Genomic DNA, 14,961 nt, shown 5'->3' with positions numbered 1-14,961 from the left:
GCAGGTCACAGGCCGCCGCTGGCCGACAGCAGCTGTCCCGTCACCCAGCCGGCGTCATCCGACGCCAGGAACACCGCCACGCCGGAGATGTCGTCCGGCTGGCCGACACGCCCAAGCGGCGTCATGGCCACGATGCCCGTCTGCATGTCCGAGCCGATGTAACCGGCCGCGATGGAGCCTTCGGTCTCGACCATGCCCGGAAGGATCGCATTGACGCGGATGCCGCGCGGACCCAACTCCTTGGCCAGGACACGCGTGATGGCGTCCACGGCGCCCTTGCTGCCGGTGTAGACGGCCGAGTTCGCCGGCGCGATCGTGGTGATCGACGACGAGACGTTGATGACGCTCCCGCCTTCGCCCAGATGGTCCAGCGCCGCCTGGGTCGTCAGCAGGACGCCCAGCACGTTGATATCGAACATCCGGCGATATTGGTCCTGGGTCATCTGCTCGAGCGGCCCCATCTCATAGACGCCGGAGTTGTTGACCAGCACGTCGAGCCGGCCGAATTCCTGAACGGCGCGCGTCACCAGGGCCTGGGCCTGGTCCGCGTCGGACACGTCGGCCTGAACGGCGATCGCTTCTCCGCCCGCAGAGCGTATGGCCGCGACGACGGCGTCGGCCCCGGCCTTGCTCGACGCGTAGTTGACCACGACCCTTGCGCCCTCGGCGGCGAGGGCGGCGGCGATGGCGGCGCCGATGCCCTTGGAGCCCCCGGTGACGAGAGCGACTTTGCCATCCAGCTTGGCCATGTTCGATTCCTCTTCATTCGGATCAGCGCGCCGGGATTGGCCTTTTCATCCGAAGTTCGGGAACTTGGAACAATTGATCTCGCATTCAAGGGGCCGCATATGAAAAGTCATGCGACCGCTTTTTCACCCCGCGATCGAGGACGTCCGCCCGGAAGCCATCCTGCACGCCCTGTCCGATCCCGAGCGTGTGCTGATGTACGCCCAGCTTCTCGGCTCGAAACGACGGAAACATGCTCGGCCCTGTCGCACCTGGGCGAGCGGGTGATACCCAAGTCGTCCCTGTCGAACCACATGAAGGTTCTGCGCGAAGCGGGCCTGATCCGCAGCGAACGCCAGGGGGTCGAAATCCGCAACCAGACCCGCAGCCGCGAACTGGACGCGCGGTTCCCCGGCCTGGTGCCGGCCATCCTGGCCGCCTATGGGCGCAAGGTCAGTTGTTGAACAGGAAGTGCATGACGTCGCCGTCCTTGACGACGTAGCTCTTGCCCTCGGCCCGCATCTTGCCGGCTTCCTTGGCGCCGGTTTCGCCCTTCAGCGCGACATAGTCGGGATAGGCGATGGTCTCGGCGCGGATGAACCCCTTTTCGAAGTCCGTGTGGATCACGCCGGCGGCCTGGGGCGCGGTGTCGCCCACGTGGATGGTCCAGGCGCGCGCCTCCTTGGGGCCGACGGTGAAATAGGTCTGCAGGCCCAGCAGGTTATAGGCCTCGCGGATCAGTCGGTTCAGGCCCGGCTCCTCAAGACCCAGCGTTTCCAGGAATTCCTTCTGTTCGGCGTCGTCCAGGACGGCGATCTCGGATTCGATCTGGGCGGAGATGACGACGGAGTTGGCGTTGTCGGCGGCGGCGCGCGCGGCGACCTTGGCCGACAGATCGTTGCCCTTGTCGGCCGAGGCTTCCTCGACATTGGCGACATAGAGGGCGGGCAGGGCGGTCAGCAGCTGCAGCATGTCCCAGGCCTTCTTGTCATCCTTGGACACCTCGGCCAGGCGCGCGGGCTTGCCGGCGTTCAGCTGGGCCAGGGCCAGGTCGATCAGCTTCAGGTTCAGCTGGCTCTCCTTGTCGCCGCCCTTGGCGCGCTTTTCGACCTGGACGCGGCGGCGTTCCAGGCTTTCCAGGTCCGCCAGCATCAGCTCGGTCTCGATGATCTCAAGGTCGGCGATCGGGTCGATGCGGTTCTCGACGTGGGTGATGTCGTCGTCGACGAAGCAGCAGCGGGCGACGAAGGCCACGGCGTCGCAGTCGCGGATGTTGGCCAGGAACTGGTTGCCCAGGCCCTCGCCCTTGGAGGCGCCGCGCACCAGGCCCGCCACGTCCACGAAGGTGATGCGGGCGGGGATGATCTCCTTGGACCCGGCGATGCCGGCCAGGACGTCCAGACGCGGCTCGGGCACCGCCACGTCGCCGGTGTTCGGCTCGATGGTGCAGAACGGATAGTTGGCCGCCTGGGCCGCCGCCGTCTTGGTCAGGGCGTTGAACAGGGTGGACTTGCCGACGTTGGGCAGGCCGACGATCGCGACTTTCAGAGCCATGGGTATCCTCTCGAGGCGCGAGCCTTTAGCCGGTTCGAACCGGTTTGTCAGGCGTTGGAATGATAAGCGGCGACGCGCCTTGTTTCCGGGAACAGGCGAGTTTGATTTGAGGAACGTCGCTGGAAGATGGCGGCGATTATCTCGCCAGCGGCAGAGATTCGCCTTCGGAAGGGGCGCGACAGACGCGGTCCATCACCCGATAAGCGACGGAGCCTTCGGACGGCGTGGTCCAGGACGCCGAGTCGTTGTTCTGGCTGGCCAGTTGCCCATGTAGATTGTGGCCTTCGAACAACGTCATTGAGATGACGCGATGCCGCCGTTCTTCGCAGTCGATCACGCGAGTCTGGAGGTTGGACGACGTCTGAAAGGGGCCAATCGTCGTCGGCCTGTAGTATTCGTGCCTGATCTGGGCCTGAAGGTCGCCATCGGCGCGCACAATGACACCATCGGGGCTTCCCAAGGCCACCGCCATCCCGTCGGCGGCGATGACGGCCCATCCTTCCATTTCGATGTAGGTGTCGAGCCAGTCCGATACCCCCGCATCGTCCAGCCGCTCGGGAGGCGGTGTCGCGGGTTCAGTCTGCAGCGTCGCAGACGTGAACGACCCGAAGAGGATCGCGACCAGAAGGTTGTGCATCCGATCCTCCCGCGCTGATCAGCGCATCACCCCACCTTCACCCGCGTCGCCGCCTCGGGCAGGTCCTCGCCGAAGGCGCGCTGATAGAACTCCGCGATGGTCGGGCGTTCCAGCTCGTCGCACTTGTTCAGGAAGGTCAGGCGGAAGCTCAGGGCCACGTCGCCGCCGAAGATCAGGGCGTTCTGGGCCCAGGTGATGACCGTGCGCGGGCTCATGACGGTGGAGATGTCGCCGTTCATGAAGGCGTTGCGGGTCATGTCGGCGACGCGGACCATGGCGGCGACCTGGCGACGGCCGTCGGCGGTGGCGTATTCGGGCGCCTTGGCCACGACGATCTCGGCCTCCACGTCGTGGTCCAGGTAGTTCAGCGTGGTGACGATGTTCCAGCGGTCCAGCTGGGCCTGATTGATCTGCTGGGCGCCGTGGTACAGGCCGGTGGTGTCGCCCAGGCCGATGGTGTTGGTCGTGGCGAACAGGCGGAAGAAGCGGTTGGGCCGGATCACGCGGTTCTGGTCCAGCAGGGTCAGACGGCCCTGCGCCTCCAGCACGCGCTGGATGACGAACATCACGTCCGGGCGGCCGGCGTCGTATTCGTCGAACACCAGGGCGATCGGGCGCTGCAGCGACCAGGGCAGGATGCCTTCGCGGAATTCGGTGACCTGCTTGCCGTCCTGCAGGACGATGGCGTCCTTGCCGATCAGGTCGATGCGGCTGACGTGGCTGTCCAGGTTGATGCGCACCAGCGGCCAGTTCAGGCGGGCGGCGACCTGTTCGATATGGGTCGACTTGCCGGTGCCGTGATAGCCCTGGACCATGACGCGGCGGTCGAAGGCGAAGCCGGCGCAGATGGCGATCGTGGTCTGCGGGTCGAACCGATAGGCGTCGTCGATCTCGGGCACATGGCTGTCGCGCTCGGCGAAGGCGGGCACGGTCATGTCGCTGTCGATCCCGAAGGCTTCGCGCAGCGTCACGCGGCGGGTCGGTTCCAGCGTCAGCAGCGGATCGGGGGAGGCGTCGAGCGGGGAGGTCATGGGTGTGCGATTAGCGCAGGCGGACCGGGTGGTCGAGGCCCATGCCGATCCCGAGGACACGATTGATCAGCGGCGGAAAACGGATGGCGATGGGAGGGACCGTCCGCTTCGCCAGCTCGGCGACGGGGCCTGTGTTCCTAATGAAGCCGGTCAGGGCGCGCACGTTGCGAACGACGGCGGCGTCCACGGGATGGCGCAGGCCGTGATAGGATTCGAGACGATCGGTCTCGCCGCTCAAAAAGTCGGCGGCGCAGGCCGCGAAGACGTAGGCGTCCTCGATTCCCAGGTTCATGCCCCGCGCCCCCACGGGAGAATGGATATGGGCGGCGTCTCCGCCCAAAGCCACGCGGCCGATCGTCAGCCGTTCGGCTATGCGGTGGGATATCCTGAATTCACTGCGCCAATGGATTTCCCCCACGCGCCAGCCGTGCGGGATACGTTCGAGCAAGGGGCGACCGAAGGCGAACAGGCGAAAGGACCGACCAGAAAAAGGCAGGCAGATGAAGCCGCCGTCCGGCTGAAAGTCGATCCAGCCCTCATCGGCGGGCGGGCCATCCAGGTCCACATCCATCAGATGCCAGGGCTCCGGCCAGCCGTCGCCGGGAAAACCGATCTCCAGAGACCGCCGGGCGACAGAATGGGCGCCGTCAGCTGCGAAGACAACAGGAGCGGTGATGGTCTGGCCATCGACCAGCACGGCCGTCGCCGCGTCGCAGGTCTGGGCTATGGAGGCGAGCGCGCAGCCCCGTTCGACCTGGACGCCCAGACGGGACAAGGCGTCGATAAACAGGGCCTCGGAACGCGCTTGCGGCAGGATGACCATCGGATGGCGGGCGCCCAGGGCTGTCCAGTCAGGCGTGATCTTCGCCAGCGGGCGACCGCGATGGTGCAGCGCCAAGGCGCGGATGGGCTGCGCTTCGGCCAGGATGGCGTCGGTGACGCCAGTTTCCTCAAGGAGGTCAAGGGTGCGGGGATTGACGCCCAGCGCGCGCGAGGTTGTGCGCGGCGCGGGCTCGGCGTCGAGGATGCGGACCACAACGCCTCGACGGGTCAGGAAGAGGGCCGCCGCCAACCCGACCGGACCGGCGCCGACGATCAGGACGGGCGGGACGGCGGCCATGAGATCACACGGCGCTCAGCCGCACGTCCACGTTGCCGCGGGTGGCGTTGGAGTAGGGGCAGACCTGGTGGGCCTTCTGGATCAGGTCGTCGATGACGGACGGCTCCAGGCCGTGGTCGGAGACGGTCAGGTCGACATCCAAGTTGAAGCCTTCGCCCTTGGTGTTCTTGCCGAAGCCGACGCCGGCGGTGACCTTGGTGTCGGAGCCGACGGGCGTGCCGGCCTTGCCGCTGACCAGACGCAGGGCGCCCAGGTAGCAGGCGGCGTAGCCGGTGGCGAACAACTGCTCGGGGTTCGTGCCGTCGCCGCCCTTGCCGCCCATCTCCTTGGGCGTGGACAGTTTTACGTCGATCTTGCCGTCGTCGGTGGCGGAACGACCGTCTTCGCGGCCGCCGCCGGATGCGGTGGACTGGGCGCGGTACAGGACTTCCATGGGACAGGCTCCTTTGCGGTGAGGCTTGCGATATGGGGCCTAACGGGAGAGGAGGAAGGGGCGTTGCATCGGCGCCCTAGCATCAAGGGGGCGACGCGGGCTAAAGCAGCCGTTCGGGGCGCGTCTTTCGGAGTGCATGGGTGAAGATTGCCGAACGCTGGTTCGTGTGGGCCGGAATGCTTCTGCTGGGCGCGATCGCCCTGGCGGGCCTTGTGGTCGCGGTCTATGCGGCCTGGCTGTTCCACGACCTGCCCGACGCGTCCGAGCTGGCCGACTATCGCCCGCCGACGGCGACGCGCGTCTACGCCGGCGACGGCACCCTGATCGGGGAATTCTCCGACGAGCGCCGAATCTACGTTTCCTACGACCAGATTCCGGACACCGTGATCCACGCCTTTCTGGCGGCCGAGGACCGCAGCTTCTTCCAGCACGGCGGCATCGACGTTTCGGGCATCGCCCGCGCCTCGATCAAGAACGTGCTGAACCTGGCCAGCGGGCGACGGCTGGAAGGCGGGTCGACCATCACCCAGCAGGTGGCCAAGAACGTCCTGCTGACCAACGAGACCAGCCTGAACCGCAAGCTGAAGGAAGCCATCCTGGCCAACCGCCTGGAGGCGACCCTGTCCAAGGAGCAGATCCTCGAGCTGTATCTGAACGAGATCTTCCTCGGATATCGGTCGTTCGGCATCGCCTCGGCCGCCTACAACTATTTCGGCAAGTCGCTGGCCCAGCTGACCCCGCAGGAGGCGGCCTTCCTGGCGGCCCTGCCCAAGGGGCCCAACAACTATCATCCCAAGCGCCATCCCGGCGCGGCCAAGGGCCGGCGCGACTGGGTGCTGGGCGAGATGGAGCAGAGCGGCTGGCTGACCGAGGCCGAGCTGCAGCAGGCCCGCGCCGCGCCGCTGGTCACCCGCGACGCGCCCCAGCGCGCCGACTACAAGGACGCCGACTTCTTCGTGGAAGAGGCGCGTCGCCAGGCCGCGGCCAATCCCCAGTTCGGCGAACAGCTGCGGGCCGGCGGCTTCTACATGCGCACCACCCTGGACCCCACGCTGCAGACGGCCGCGCGCGAGGCGTTGATGCAGGGGCTGGAAAACTACGACCGCCGCCACGGGTGGCGCGGCGCCTGGGGCACGACCGACTTCGCCGACGGCTGGGAAAAGGCCGCCCTGGAACAGCAGAAGACCCCGCCCGAGCGTCGCTCGTGGGAGGTCGCCGCCGTCGAGAGCGTCAGCGGCAATACGGTGCGCATCCGCACCGCGCGCGATGACGCCGCCGGAACCCTGATCGCCGCCGACGCCGCCTGGGCCAACGCCAACCGGCCGCTGAAGCGCGGCGACCTGATCCATGTGCAGAAGACGGGCGGCCAGTACGCGCTTAAGCAGGTGCCGCGCGTCAACGGCGCCCTGGTCGCCATCGAGCCGCAGTCCGGCCGGGTGCTGGCGATGGTCGGCGGCTATTCCTACGCGCTCTCCAGCTTCAACCGCGCGACCCAGGCCAAGCGCCAGCCGGGGTCGTCGTTCAAGCCGTTCGTCTATGCAACGGCGCTGGAGGGAGACTTCACCCCGGCCTCCATCGTTCTGGACGCCCCCATCAGCTTCGCCGGCGGACCGAACGGCCAGCGCTGGTCGCCCGAAAACTACAGCCGCGAATACTACGGGCCGCAGACGCTCCGGCGCGGCCTGGAGCTGTCGCGCAACGTCATGACCGTGCGCCTGGCCCAGCAGGTCGGGATGAAGCGGATCGTGGAGCAGTCCGAGCGGATGGGCCTGCCGGGCCTGACGCCCAATCTGTCGGTCTCGTTGGGGGCCGGCGAGGTCACGCCCTACGACATCACCGCCGCCTACGCCGCCTTCGCCAATGGCGGGCGCCGGGTGCAGCCCTATCTGATCGACTACGTCCAGGACCGGAACGGCGAAACGATCTTCAAGGCCGACGGCCGCCAGTGCCGCGAATGCGGCCGCGGCTTCTCGGGCCAGGAATCGCCGCGCCTGCAGCCACGCGGAACCCAGGTCATCGACCCGATCACCGCCTATCAGATCAGCTCCATGCTGGAGGGCGTGGTCCAGCGGGGCACGGCGACCGGCGCGCGGGGCCTGGGCCGCTGGGTGGCGGGCAAGACCGGCACGACCAACGAATATCGCTCGGCCTGGTTCGTGGGCTTCACCACCGACATCGTGGTGGGGGTCTTCATCGGGTTCGACGACAACCGGCCGCTGGGTTACGGCGAGACCGGCTCGACCGCCGCCGTGCCGGTGTTCACCCAGTTCATGCAGACGGCGCTGGAACAGCGCCCGGCCCGGCCCTTCGTGCGACCCAAGAACGCCGTCTTCCGCATGGTGCGCGGCGTGGAGGAGGCGTTCCGGCCGGGCACCGAGCGCCAGGCGCCGCCGCCGGTCCAGGCCCCGGTCATCCCTGAAGGGCCGCAGAACTACTATGACGTGATCCGCCGCGAGCAAGAGGGCCGCGGCCGCTGCGGCCGCCACCGCGCCGCCGCCGTCCGCCCCGCCGCCGCCCAAACGAGAGCCGGCCGAGGATCTGAGCGGCCTCTACTGAGGGCCGCTCTCGCCTGAATCCGGGGCCTGATCCCTCGGATCAGGCTCAGGCGCGGAACAGCAGCGAGCCGTCGCCGTAGGAGTAGAAGCGGTAGCCTTCGGCTACGGCGTGGGCGTAGGCCGCCTTCATCGTCTTAAGCCCGGCGAAGGCGCCGACCAGCATGAACAGGGTCGACTTCGGCAGGTGGAAGTTGGTCATCAGAACGTCGACGGCGCGGAAGCGATAGCCCGGCGTGATGAAGATGGCCGTATCGCCGTGGAAGGGACGGATTTCGCCGTCCTCGGCCGTCGCGCTTTCCAGCAGGCGCAGGGAAGTGGTGCCCACGCAGACGATGCGCCCCCCCGGGCGTGGACGGCGTTCAGGGCGGCGGCGGTTTCGCCCGACACCTCCCCCCATTCGCTGTGCATCCTGTGGTCGGCCAGGTCGTCGGCCTTGACCGGCAGGAAGGTGCCGGCGCCCACGTGCAGCGTCACGGCGTGGGTTGAGACGCCTTTCGCCCGGATGGCGTCGAGCAGGGCGGGGGTGAAATGCAGTCCCGCCGTGGGCGCGGCGACCGATCCGTCGTGCTCGGCGAAGACGGTCTGGTAGTCCGACCGGTCGCGATCGTCCTCGGGCCGCTTGGCGGCGATGTAGGGCGGAAGCGGCATGACGCCCACGTCGCGAATGGCGTCGTCCAGCGCCGGGCCGGACAGGTCGAACGTCAGCGCGACCAGGCCGTCCTCGCCCTTGGCCTGGACCGTGGCGTCCAGCCGGCCCAGGTCGCAGGCGGCGTCGGTTCCGCGTGCGAAGCGGATGCGGTCGCCCGGCTTGATGCGCTTGCCGGGCTTCATGAAGGCGGACCAGACGTCGGGCGCGTCGCGGTGATGCAGGGTCGCCTCGACGTCGACGACCAGGGGCTCGCCCTCGGGTCCGGAACGCTGGCGGACGCCGGAAAGGCGGGCGGGGATCACGCGGGTGTCGTTGAACACCAGGGCGTCGCCGGGCTGCAGGAAGTCGGGCAGGTCGCGGATGATCCGGTCATCCAGGGCGCCGTCCCTGACCACCAGCAGACGGGCGGAATCGCGCGGATCGGCCGGACGCAGGGCGATGCGGTCCTCGGGCAGGTCGAAATCGAAATCGGCGGTTTTCATCAGGCCGGGCACAGGCCACGAGGCGGGCAGGGGGTCAAGGGGCCGACGCCTGTGAACCGTGCGGCGACTGGCGTGTTTGATGCGGATGAACCCGATCCGTCTTCTCCCCTCCGTCCTCATCGGCGCGGTCGCCAGCGCCCGGTCCATGACCCCGATGGCCGCCATCGCCGGGGCGCGCCTGGCCCATGCGCGCACGCCCGGCCGACTGGTCCTGCTGGATCATCCGCTGTTCAAGTTCGGAGCCCTGGCGATGGGCGTCGGCGAATTGTTCGGCGACAAGATGAAGTCCGCGCCGGATCGCACGGTCTTCCTGGGGCTGCTGGCGCGCGTCATGAGCGCCGGCATCGCCGGGGCGGCCCTGGCGCCGCGCGGCCGCGAAAAGACCGGGGCCGCTCTGGCCGTCGGCACGGCCGTGCCGCTGGCCTATCTAACCCTGGCGGGCCGCAAGAGGGCCATGCGGCGGATCGGCCAGACCAAGAGCGGCGTCATCGAGGACGCGCTGATCGTGGCGGCCGGCGCGGCCGTCACGGCGTGGGCGGTCGGCCGGCGCCGCTGAGGCGTTGACCGGGGCGCGTGGACGGGCCAAACGCTCGGCCCATGCTGCAGAACCTCGAAACCCTCGCCCGCGAGGCCCGCTCGTGGCCTTTCGAACAAGCCCGCAATCTTCTGGCCCATGTGCTCAAGAAGCGGCTGAGCGACGCCGAGCGTGACGCGGCCAAACTGCTGATCGACGCCGGCAAGACCGACGAGGCGCTGGCGACGTTCGAGGCCTTGCAACGGTCGGTGATCCTGGAGACCGGCTACGGTCCCTCGGGCCTGCCGCACATGGGCACCTTCGGCGAGGTGGCGCGCACGACCATGGTGCGCAACGCCTTCCGCGCCCTGACCGGCGACCATTGGCCGACGCGTCTGATCGCCTTCTCCGACGACATGGACGGGCTGAGGAAGGTGCCGGAGGGCATCCCCAATCCGGAAATGCTAGCCGAAGACCTGCACAAGCCCCTGACCCAGGTGCGCGATCCGTTCGGCACGCACGACAGCTTCGGCGCGCACAACAACGCGCGGCTGCGGGCCTTCCTGGACTCGTTCGGCTTCGACTACGAGTTCATGTCCTCGACCGAGACCTACAGGTCGGGTCGGTTCGACGAAGTGCTGCTGCGCCTGCTGGAACGATTCGATGCGGTCCAGGCCATCATGCTGCCCACCCTGGGCGAGGAACGCCGGGCGACCTATTCGCCGTTCCTGCCGATCAGCCCGATCACCGGCCATGTGCTGCAGGTTCCGACGCTGGAGCGGAACGTCGAAAAGGGCACCATCGTCTTCGACGATCCGGCCGGCGGACGCACCGAGGTTCCGGTCACCGGCGGCCATGTGAAGCTGCAGTGGAAGCCGGACTGGGCCATGCGCTGGACCGCGCTGGATGTCGACTACGAGATGTCGGGCAAGGACCTGATCGAAAGCGTGCGGGAATCGTCCAAGGTCTGTCGCGCGTTGGGCGGCACGCCGCCGGAAGGCTTCAACTACGAACTCTTCCTCGACATCGAGGGCAAGAAGATCTCCAAGTCCAAGGGCAACGGCCTGACGATGGAGGAATGGCTGCGCTACGGCACGCCCGAGAGCCTGTCGTGGTACATGTTCCAGTCGCCGAAGTCGGCCAAGAGCCTGCATTTCAACGTCATTCCGCGGGCGATCGACGACTATCTGGCCTTCGTCGAAAGCTACAAGACGCAGGAGCCGGCCAAGCGGATCGACAACGCCGTCTGGTCGATCCACGCCGGCGATCCGCCGTCGCATACGTCGCCGGTGTCGTTCGCCCTGCTGCTGAACCTGGTGGGGGTGGCCAATGCGTCCAGCAAGGATCAGCTGTGGGCCTATTTCGCGCGCTACCTGCCGGAAGCGACCCCGGAAAATGAGCCGCTGCTCGACCGGCTGATGGACCACGCGCTGAACTACTACGAGGACTTCGTGAAGCCGGCGAAGTCCTACCGTCTGCCGGACGCGAAGGAAAAGGCGGCGCTCTTGGATCTGGCGGAACGGTTGAAGGCCCTGCCGGCGGACACGACCGATGGCGAGGCGATCCAGAACGAGGTCTATGCCGTGGGCAAGGACCATGGGTTCGAGCCTTTGCGGGGGTGGTTCGGGGCTCTGTACGAAGTGCTGCTGGGCGCATCGCAGGGGCCGCGCTTCGGGTCGTTCGCGGCGATCTACGGCCTGCCGCAGACGATCGCTCTGATCGAGGCCGGCGCGAACGGGGAGTTGGCGGGGTAACGATCCTCTCCCGCGAAGCGGGGAGGGGGCCCGCCCGAAGGGTGGTGGAGGGGGCGGAAACGGGCGCGATGTGTCCGGCGGGATCCGGTCTTAATCCCGTCCTCCGGTGCGGCGTCCGCCCCCTCCACCGCTTCGCGGTCCCCACCCCCGTTACGCTGCGCTTCACGGGGAGGATTGACGACCTGCGGCTCAAGCAGGCCGAAGGCCGGCAGCCGCAGCGAACATGAACCGAAAATAACCGCGCGGCTCCGGGAGCCTTCAGCTTGGCGGCGGCATTGTTCTGTCCATCGACGCACTCGATGACAGGAGAAGAGCCATGTCGAACAAGATCTTGAACACCGGTCTGGCCACCGCCGCGGCGCTGGCCGCCCTGGTCACCGCTGCTCCGATGGCGGCCCAGGCCCAGGCCAACGGCGTGACCAACTGCGACGCCCCGGGCGGCCGCCAGCAAGCCGGCGCGCTTCTGGGTGCGGTGGTCGGCGGCGTGGTCGGCTCCAATCTGGCCCGCAACGAGCGCACCCTGGGCACGGTGGTCGGCGCCGGCGCCGGCGCTGCGGCCGGTTCCTACATCGGCTGCAACCAGCAGCGCGCCCGCGCGGCGTCTCAGGCGAACGCCAACACCTATCGCGCCTCGTCCAACCTTCGCATCCGCAGCGGTCCGGGAACCGGCTACCGCCAAGCCGGCAGTCTGTCGGCGGGCCAGCCCTTCACCGCCATCGGTTCGCAGGGCGAGTGGATTCAGATCGCCGGCGGCGGCTGGGTCAACGCCCATTACGTCACGGCCAACTGAGGCCCCTGGCGTCGTGAGCCGCCCGGGACCTCCTTCGCCCCCAAAGGTCCCCGGCGATCACGATGAATCGCTCGCGGTGCGCCGCTGAGCACGAACCCCCGTCCGGTCCGCCGGGCGGGGGTTCTCTATTGGCTGACCCACAGGATGCGCGCCATCCACTCGATATCCGCGCGCGGCACGACCCGGGGCGGATAGTCGGGATTGGCCGAGGTCAGGGTCGCGGTCCGGGAGGTCAGGCGCGCCAGTTCCTTGGCCACCACCTCGCCCGTGGCCAGTCGGGCGACAATCCGATCCCCGCGTCTCGGCGGAGCGGCCTCGCGGTCGACGATGACCCGGTCTCCGTCGCGATAGGCCGGAGCCATGGAGTCGCCGCTGATCCTGAGGCTGAACAGGCCGGCGGACGGTCGGGGCAGTTCGGTCTGATCCCATCCGTCGCCGACCGGCAGACCCGCCTCGTCGAAGAAGCCGTCCTGGCCCGCGCGGGCCAGGCCCAGAAGCGGAATGACGGCGGGCGTTGGGGGCGCATCGTCCGCCAGGGCGGCGAAGTCGGCCAGCGAGACCCCGGTCGCCTCCAGTATGCGCGTCAGGCTTTCGGTGGAGGGCCAGCGCGGCCGAGGGGGATCGCCGGCGCCGAAACGCTTGGACGGGTTGAAGGCGGTCGCGTCCAGACCCGCCCTCAGCGCCAGACCGGACGGCGACAGGCCTTCACGGCGCGCCAGGGCGTCCAGCGCCTTCCACAATCGGGCATGAGACAGGGGCATGACGCCCTCCGGAAGCGATTCGCCTCAGCCTATCGCAACGAGATAGGAATGTCTGCCTATTCCAGCCCGGCGGCCCGCCGCTCCTGCCAGGCCCAGAAGGTGCCGACGGCGATGCAGCCGATGGTCAAATAGCTGACCAGATTCATCACCGTGTAGAGCGAGGTGATCGGCAATCGCGCATCCGTCATGATCAGGAGGTGGCTCATCACCGTCATCAGTTGCAGCCCGGCCGCCCACACGGGCCAGGTCCGCCGATACCGCCAGCTCAGGGCCACGAACACCACCAGCGTCATCAGGTCGATCAGGAACATGCCGTAGGGTATGGCGGCCGTGGCCGTATCGCCCTGCACCAGGATGGAGGCGAACCAGGCCAGCAGATAGGCCCCGGCGCCGATACGCTCCACATCCCCGCCTTTCAGAAAGGCGAAGATGCACATCGCGATCATCACGATGGCCCCGATCTGGGCATAGAGCATATTGAACATACGACATCGCCCCCAAAGCCGATCAGCCTTGGGGGCGATAATGACCTAAAATGAGCGGTGCGGGTACCGGATACCGCTCAGGTTACCGTATTTCACGCAACGCGAAGGTGGTTCTTGGTGCGTTCGCGCGGCTGCGGGTCGAGCCAGTCGTCGGGCTTGCCGACCGGGCCCGCGGCGTAGGTGCCCCAACCCAGGCGGCGGTGGTCCTTCTGCATTTCGGCGTGGCAGGCGACGATGGCTTCGCGCGCCGTCGCCAGGGCGGCGATCGCTTCCATCGCCTTGGCTTGCGAGCCCGTGGCGGCGACAGGGGAAAGCTCGAGGGCCGCACGGGCGCCGATGAACGATTGCACCAGGGTCGTGGCCTGGGTGATGGCGGCGTCGATGGCGTGTTCGGTGGCGTAGAGATCGCCGGCGACGCCAGCGACGACTTCAGTGCGGTCCATGAAAAGCCCCTATGGGTATGGTCAACGAGGCCTTAACCCTAACACGATTTAACCTTGTTTCCTAGGGGTCTGTTTACTTGCCTGCAATCAGGGGAAGTTGACCGCGCGCGCCATGCGCGTGCATCATGAGTGACGGGATGTGCGGATCGGCGCAAACGCCGGTCTAGGCGCCGTCTTCCAGCAGGAAATGCGCCGTCAGCGAGGCGATGGGTTGGTCGCGGCTGTCCTGCCACGCCTCGGCCAGCACATGGGCCACGCGGCGACCGGCGCGGCTGATGCTGGCGCGCGCGAAGACGTCGCGTGGCCGGCCCGTGCGCAGATAGGCGACGGTGACGTTGATGGGACGTGGCAGCCGCGCGCCGGGAAAGGCCAGGGCGACCTGGGCCATCGCCGTCATCTCCAGCAGAGCCGCCGTCGAGCCCCCGTGCAGCGCCGGCAGCATCGGGTTGCCGATCAGTCGGTCCGCGAACGGCATCACCACGGTCAGCTCGTCTCCGTTCATCTGCGTCCGCAGGTCCAGAAACCGCGCATAGGGAAGACGGTCCAGCAGGGGCGGGGTCATGCGGCGGCCTCCGTCTTGGCGGATCGGGAGGTGTTGACCACATAGGCGGCCTGGGACGCCGCGACCGGGTTCGAAGGGTCGTCCTCGAACGCCCAGCCGCGCACGAAGGCGATGGTCGGGGTCAGGCGAAAACAGCGCGCCTGGGCGAACAGGTCGCGGCCCGGCTCGGCCGCCCGCATGTAGTCGACCCTGAGGTCCAGCGTGGCCACGGGCTGGAAGGCGTCCATGGCGACCCAGACGGCGAGGCCGCCGACGTGATCCAGCAGGGTCGTCACCAATCCGCCCGCCAGGACGCCGGTGTCCGGGTCTCCGATCCATTCGGGGCGGTACGGGACGCGGATGCGTGGCGACGCCTCGTCGTGCAGCCCCTCGAAGACGAAGCCCAGGGCGTGGGTGTGCGCCGCGCCCGAAGCGAGCTGGGGCAGGATGTCGATCAGGGTGCTGTCGGCCATGGGGGTTCCGTGC

17 protein-coding genes and 1 pseudogene are annotated in these 14,961 nt (G+C 68.0%); 6 read left to right on the top strand and 12 right to left on the bottom strand.

Features of this window, described 5'->3' with window-relative positions; genetic code table 11:
- Positions 1-5: 5 nt before the first annotated feature.
- Positions 6-749 carry a glucose 1-dehydrogenase gene (locus MU852_RS03935; protein WP_249751110.1) on the bottom strand — a complete coding sequence of 248 codons (744 nt, stop codon included), beginning with the start codon at positions 747-749 and terminating at the stop codon, positions 6-8.
- 109 nt (positions 750-858) lie between these two features.
- Here MU852_RS03935 and MU852_RS03930 point away from each other — a divergent pair, with 109 nt between their 5' ends.
- Both MU852_RS03930 and MU852_RS03925 read left to right on the top strand, forming a co-directional pair.
- The gene (locus MU852_RS03930; RefSeq protein ID WP_249751109.1) at positions 859-1,014 is read left to right on the top strand and encodes a hypothetical protein; all 156 of its coding nucleotides are present in this window, start codon (positions 859-861) and stop codon (positions 1,012-1,014) included.
- Positions 1,011-1,190 (top strand): ArsR/SmtB family transcription factor, encoded by a 180-nt coding sequence (locus tag MU852_RS03925; RefSeq protein WP_249751108.1) that lies wholly within the window; start codon positions 1,011-1,013, stop codon positions 1,188-1,190. The genes MU852_RS03930 and MU852_RS03925 overlap by 4 nt, the downstream gene beginning before the upstream one ends.
- On the opposite strand, the gene ychF is transcribed toward MU852_RS03925, so the two are convergent.
- The 5 genes from ychF to MU852_RS03900 form a co-directional block, all read right to left on the bottom strand.
- Positions 1,180-2,280 (bottom strand): redox-regulated ATPase YchF, encoded by a 1,101-nt coding sequence (gene ychF, locus MU852_RS03920; protein ID WP_249751107.1) that lies wholly within the window; start codon positions 2,278-2,280, stop codon positions 1,180-1,182. The genes MU852_RS03925 and ychF overlap by 11 nt on opposite strands.
- 136 nt (positions 2,281-2,416) lie before the next feature.
- Entirely contained in the window at positions 2,417-2,917 is a 501-nt protein-coding gene (locus tag MU852_RS03915; RefSeq protein WP_249751106.1) for a surface-adhesin E family protein, read from the bottom strand.
- Between the two features lie 26 nt (positions 2,918-2,943).
- Positions 2,944-3,948: a cobaltochelatase subunit CobS gene (gene cobS, locus MU852_RS03910; RefSeq protein WP_249751105.1), complete on the bottom strand. Its 1,005-nt coding sequence runs from the start codon at positions 3,946-3,948 to the stop codon at positions 2,944-2,946.
- Between the two features lie 10 nt (positions 3,949-3,958).
- Complete coding sequence (locus tag MU852_RS03905; protein WP_249751104.1) at positions 3,959-5,068, bottom strand: FAD-dependent oxidoreductase; 1,110 nt, start codon at positions 5,066-5,068, stop codon at positions 3,959-3,961.
- Between the two features lie 4 nt (positions 5,069-5,072).
- The gene (locus MU852_RS03900; protein ID WP_249751103.1) at positions 5,073-5,501 is read right to left on the bottom strand and encodes an organic hydroperoxide resistance protein; all 429 of its coding nucleotides are present in this window, start codon (positions 5,499-5,501) and stop codon (positions 5,073-5,075) included.
- A 140-nt stretch (positions 5,502-5,641) separates the two neighbouring features.
- On the opposite strand from MU852_RS03900, the gene MU852_RS03895 reads away from it, so the two are divergent.
- Complete coding sequence (locus MU852_RS03895; protein WP_347342335.1) at positions 5,642-8,074, top strand: penicillin-binding protein 1A; 2,433 nt, start codon at positions 5,642-5,644, stop codon at positions 8,072-8,074.
- Between the two features lie 28 nt (positions 8,075-8,102).
- Here MU852_RS03895 and queA read toward each other — a convergent pair.
- Positions 8,103-9,187: pseudogene (gene queA, locus MU852_RS03890) on the bottom strand (tRNA preQ1(34) S-adenosylmethionine ribosyltransferase-isomerase QueA).
- Positions 9,188-9,332: 145 nt separating this feature from the next.
- Between queA and MU852_RS03885 the strand changes: the two are divergent.
- The 3 genes from MU852_RS03885 (at position 9,333) to MU852_RS03875 (ending at position 12,245) form a co-directional block, all read left to right on the top strand.
- Positions 9,333-9,743: a hypothetical protein gene (locus tag MU852_RS03885; RefSeq protein ID WP_249751102.1), complete on the top strand. Its 411-nt coding sequence runs from the start codon at positions 9,333-9,335 to the stop codon at positions 9,741-9,743.
- A gap of 41 nt (positions 9,744-9,784) precedes the next feature.
- Entirely contained in the window at positions 9,785-11,455 is a 1,671-nt protein-coding gene (locus MU852_RS03880) for a lysine--tRNA ligase (protein WP_249751101.1), read from the top strand.
- Positions 11,456-11,771: 316 nt separating this feature from the next.
- Positions 11,772-12,245 carry an SH3 domain-containing protein gene (locus MU852_RS03875; protein WP_249751100.1) on the top strand — a complete coding sequence of 158 codons (474 nt, stop codon included), beginning with the start codon at positions 11,772-11,774 and terminating at the stop codon, positions 12,243-12,245.
- A gap of 125 nt (positions 12,246-12,370) precedes the next feature.
- Here MU852_RS03875 and MU852_RS03870 read toward each other — a convergent pair whose 3' ends face one another.
- The 5 genes from MU852_RS03870 to MU852_RS03850 all read right to left on the bottom strand — a co-directional run bounded on the left by MU852_RS03870 (position 12,371) and on the right by MU852_RS03850 (position 14,948).
- Positions 12,371-13,006 carry a S24 family peptidase gene (locus MU852_RS03870; protein WP_249751099.1) on the bottom strand — a complete coding sequence of 212 codons (636 nt, stop codon included), beginning with the start codon at positions 13,004-13,006 and terminating at the stop codon, positions 12,371-12,373.
- 56 nt (positions 13,007-13,062) lie between these two features.
- On the bottom strand, positions 13,063-13,491 hold the full coding sequence (locus MU852_RS03865) for a hypothetical protein (RefSeq protein ID WP_249751098.1): 429 nt from the start codon (positions 13,489-13,491) through the stop codon (positions 13,063-13,065).
- A gap of 92 nt (positions 13,492-13,583) precedes the next feature.
- Complete coding sequence (locus tag MU852_RS03860; protein WP_249751097.1) at positions 13,584-13,934, bottom strand: hypothetical protein; 351 nt, start codon at positions 13,932-13,934, stop codon at positions 13,584-13,586.
- Positions 13,935-14,097: 163 nt separating this feature from the next.
- Positions 14,098-14,496 carry a PaaI family thioesterase gene (locus MU852_RS03855; RefSeq protein WP_249751096.1) on the bottom strand — a complete coding sequence of 133 codons (399 nt, stop codon included), beginning with the start codon at positions 14,494-14,496 and terminating at the stop codon, positions 14,098-14,100.
- Positions 14,493-14,948, bottom strand: a complete 456-nt coding sequence (locus MU852_RS03850; protein WP_249751095.1) for a PaaI family thioesterase — start codon at positions 14,946-14,948, stop codon at positions 14,493-14,495. Before MU852_RS03850 ends, MU852_RS03855 begins: the two co-directional genes overlap by 4 nt.
- Positions 14,949-14,961 lie beyond the last annotated feature (13 nt).

It is taken from the genome of Brevundimonas albigilva (assembly GCF_023503965.1).
GTDB lineage: Bacteria > Pseudomonadota > Alphaproteobacteria > Caulobacterales > Caulobacteraceae > Brevundimonas > Brevundimonas albigilva.
This window is presented reverse-complemented; position numbering and strand designations above follow the sequence as displayed.